This is a genomic window from Shigella sp. FC1661 (assembly GCF_001712525.1).
GTDB lineage: Bacteria > Pseudomonadota > Gammaproteobacteria > Enterobacterales > Enterobacteriaceae > Escherichia > Escherichia coli.
The window spans coordinates 1-2,716 of sequence record NZ_MDGW01000247.1 but is presented as its reverse complement, the minus strand read 5'-3'; the positions used below and the strand labels follow the sequence as shown (position 1 = coordinate 2,716).

Below are 2,716 nucleotides of genomic sequence, written 5' to 3'. Positions count from 1 at the left end.
GGCTCCGGAAGACGGTTGTTGCGCACGTATTCGGTGAACGCACTATGGCGACGCAGGGGCGTCTTATGAGCTTGCTGTCACCCTTTGACGTGGTGATATGGATGACGGATGGCTGGCCACTGTATGAATCCCGCCTGAAGGGAAAGCTGCACGTAATCAGCAAGCGATATACGCAGCGAATTGAGCGGCATAACCTGAATCTGAGACAACATCTGGCAAGGCTGGGACGGAAGTCACTGTCGTTCTCAAAATCGGTGGAGCTGCATGACAAGGTCATCGGGCATTATCTGAACATAAAACACTATCAATAAGTTGGAGTCATTACCGAACTTCTTTTAGGTCATAAAGTGAAAGGGGTTGCTGGTGTTTACAATAAAAGCAGGCATATAAAGAAAAAACTTGAGGTGCTTAATATGTGGGTTAATTACCTTAATACGATAGCAGGATTTAACAACAACGTTATCGAGCTTAATAAAGAGGTGGTGTGATATGGCAATTTATTCTCTTGTTGATGAAAACGATTTGCGCACAATGAAGGACATTGATCGGTTCATTCGTGAAAAAGAGTGCATAGCACTTACCACGCTGGCAAACTCAACACGCTGGAAAATGGAGCAGGCAGGTAAATTCCCGCGACGTATCAAGATCGGTGAACGTGCTGCAGGGTATCGACTTTCAGAGGTTCAGGCATGGATCCGTGGTGAGTGGCATCCTGGATGGAAACCTGGAAAAACAAAACAGCAATAACCAGTAAATAATGCCCCTCATCACGAGGGGTTTTTTGTCTATAAGGTAAAAACGCGATGAATAAAAATATTGCCGTGACGGGCAAGGGGTACGCTCGTCCAGTGAAAAAATTCTGCGATATTCGTGATCTCGTCGTTCTGCGCTTTGATAGTGTGAACGTTCGTGTGGTGTATCTGAACGGCGATCCGTGGTTTGTTGCAAAAGATGTTTGTGCTGCGCTGGAACTAACCAATTCGCGTACGGCGTTGCAGATGCTTGATGATGATGAAAAGGGAGTAAATTTAACTTACACCCCAGGAGGAAATCAGAATATGAGAATTATCTCTGAGTCAGGTTTCTACAAACTAATAGCCCGCAGCCGCAAAGCAACGACGCCTGGCACATTTGCTCATCGTTTCAGTAACTGGGTATTCAGAAATGTGATACCAGGTATCAGAAAAACGGGGACTTATGGTATCCCGTGGGGTGCATTACAGGATTTTTCCCGCCGTAAAGAGCAATATCAAATAAGTGCCAGCGAGAAGGGGAGGGAGCTACAGGCATGTAAGCGCAAAAAGCGTGAGCAGGAGGAAGAAGAAAAAACGCTGATACGTGAATATCAGCCTGAGTTTTACTTTGGTAACCGCATTCAGTGACAAAACAAAGGCGACCGCAAAAGGGTCGCCAGTGGGAACAAGGGAAAACAAAAGCATCACCAACAATGCCACATTTGCGGCTGGTGGGCAATGTGATCAGTCAGATTTGGTTCGTTCCAAGGTTTGCAACGAGAGCTTTTTCCTGTGCTCTTTAAGGAATTTCTCAAGAGCAAACGAACAAGGTGCGAATCTTTCTGATTCATGTTCATGCGCTATATTTTTGCGTCGTCTCTTACGAGTTGGTGATGGTGTTTTGGTTGATTCTGTGTCGCTCATGGTGCTGTCCTGTAAAGCAATGCGCCTGCGTTCCTCAAACTATGGCGCTGATATTGGCTATTCATGCTCTTTGACCTTGCGTCGCTGGAGTTCTTCACGCGCGACGGTGACGAGTTGCCCGATCTCCTCGGCTGCTTTGATGCCGATTTGTTCGACCTTAGCCAGGGCATCCAGTGACGACACAAGGGGATTTTCTCCGCTGCCTTCTGCTTGGCGGCGGGCCATTTCTCCGCGCATGGCGGTTACGATAAATCCGGCATTGCTTTCACCGTCCAGCTTAACGGATTCCATCCCTTGCATAACATCTAGTGGGACTCTGACAGTTGTCAGTTGTGATTTTGCGTTTTTGTTAGCCGTTGCCATTTCTGAAACTCCTAATCATCGGTGTGTTTCAGTATACACAAAAAAAGAAATACAAAAAGCCTTGACGTGTGTTTCATGCGCTCATAACATGAAACACACCGAAAGGATTGTTGAAATACAAAGAGCAACGCCCCGCAGTGCTGGGAACACATACGGGGCGTCTAACCAACAACGTAAACTAGGAGCCGTTATGGTTGCTGTAAATCATATACCACACCTTGTACACACACAAACGGCCTTTGTGTGGCGTTTTCTGGCACTGAGTGCCGGAGAATCTCAAATCATCCACGTAACCGCCTGGACGGAACGCGAAGCGCGTAGCCGTTGCCCGTCCGGTTGTGTTGCTGTATTCGCTGCAAAAATCCGCCAGGGAGTGAGGTAGCCTGAGTTTAACGGACACTCCTTCCTGAAATAGAATGGCATCAGAAGGAGCTAATAATGAGCAGAAAAAACCAACGTTACTCTAAAGAGTTCAAAGCCGAAGCTGTCAGAACGGTTCTTGAAAATCAACTTTCGATCAGTGAAGGCGCTTCCCGATTATCCCTTCCTGAAGGCACTTTAGGACAATGGGTTACCGCCGCCAGAAAAGGGCTCGGTACTCCTGGTTCCCGCACGGTGGCTGAACTGGAATCTGAAATTCTGCAACTGCGTAAGGCGTTAAATGAAGCTCGCCTTGAGCGAGATATATTAAAAAA

Annotated in this window: 5 protein-coding genes and 1 pseudogene; 5 read left to right on the top strand and 1 reads right to left on the bottom strand. The window is 47.1% G+C overall.

Translation table 11 applies throughout. From position 1 onward, the window contains the following. The 3 genes and pseudogenes from BFF42_RS14660 to BFF42_RS14645 all read left to right on the top strand — a co-directional run. Nucleotides 1–311 (top strand): annotated as a pseudogene (locus BFF42_RS14660) (IS1-like element IS1A family transposase); the annotation flags it as partial. 178 nt (nt 312–489) lie between these two features. After that, a complete protein-coding gene (locus BFF42_RS14650; RefSeq protein ID WP_001029461.1) occupies nt 490–747 on the top strand; it encodes a helix-turn-helix transcriptional regulator in 258 nt (85 codons plus the stop codon). 56 nt (nt 748–803) lie between these two features. After that, nucleotides 804–1,382, top strand: coding sequence for a BRO-N domain-containing protein (locus tag BFF42_RS14645; RefSeq protein WP_001038676.1), 579 nt, complete (start codon nt 804–806; stop codon nt 1,380–1,382). A 333-nt stretch (nt 1,383–1,715) separates the two neighbouring features. On the opposite strand, the gene BFF42_RS27790 is transcribed toward BFF42_RS14645, so the two are convergent. After that, entirely contained in the window at nt 1,716–2,021 is a 306-nt protein-coding gene (locus BFF42_RS27790) for a YlcI/YnfO family protein (protein ID WP_000179581.1), read from the bottom strand. An 88-nt stretch (nt 2,022–2,109) separates the two neighbouring features. On the opposite strand from BFF42_RS27790, the gene BFF42_RS27785 reads away from it, so the two are divergent. Beyond that, nucleotides 2,110–2,403: a host cell division inhibitor Icd-like protein gene (locus tag BFF42_RS27785; RefSeq protein ID WP_336603455.1), complete on the top strand. Its 294-nt coding sequence runs from the start codon at nt 2,110–2,112 to the stop codon at nt 2,401–2,403. A gap of 56 nt (nt 2,404–2,459) precedes the next feature. Further along, nucleotides 2,460–2,716 (top strand): transposase (locus BFF42_RS14635; RefSeq protein WP_069673647.1); only part of this gene is annotated, 257 nt, incomplete at its 3' end.

Excerpts from the sequence above, each read along its gene's own strand:
- BFF42_RS14650 (WP_001029461.1), top strand. The coding sequence starts at position 490 with ATGGCAATTTATTCTCTTGTTGATGAAAACGATTTGCGCACAATGAAG.
- BFF42_RS14645 (WP_001038676.1), top strand. The coding sequence starts at position 804 with ATGAATAAAAATATTGCCGTGACGGGCAAGGGGTACGCTCGTCCAGTG.
- BFF42_RS27790 (WP_000179581.1), bottom strand. The coding sequence starts at position 2,021 with ATGGCAACGGCTAACAAAAACGCAAAATCACAACTGACAACTGTCAGA.
- BFF42_RS27785 (WP_336603455.1), top strand. The coding sequence starts at position 2,110 with ATGAAACACACCGAAAGGATTGTTGAAATACAAAGAGCAACGCCCCGC.